Here is a 248-nt window from a genome sequence, read left to right as displayed (position 1 = left end):
CCGCGGGAACGCGGGTCGTTGTTGCAGACGGTGTCGGCGTAGGCGTTGAGCACCCGTACCGACAGGTCGGCGTCGGCGTGCAGGATCCGGCCATAGAGCGATTTGGTGCCGGTGGCGTCCTCGCGTTTCCCGACTTGGACGTCGCAGTGTTTGGCGGCTTCCCGGAATCGCCGGACCGCGTCGGGGTCGCGTTCTTCGATGACGGCGTCGATGGCGACGTCGAGTTCGGCGTCGGAGAGGGTGTTGAA

Annotated in this window: 1 protein-coding gene; it reads right to left on the bottom strand. The window is 66.5% G+C overall.

The window, feature by feature from the left end:
* Window positions 1-248: DUF222 domain-containing protein (locus AC3A6P_RS36205; RefSeq protein WP_487697481.1), on the bottom strand; the 248-nt coding region annotated here is incomplete at both ends.

It is taken from the genome of Mycobacterium sp. Soil_C_30, assembly GCF_057656995.1.
Note: the sequence above shows the minus strand (reverse complement) of the source record. Positions and strands in the feature narration are given on the sequence as shown.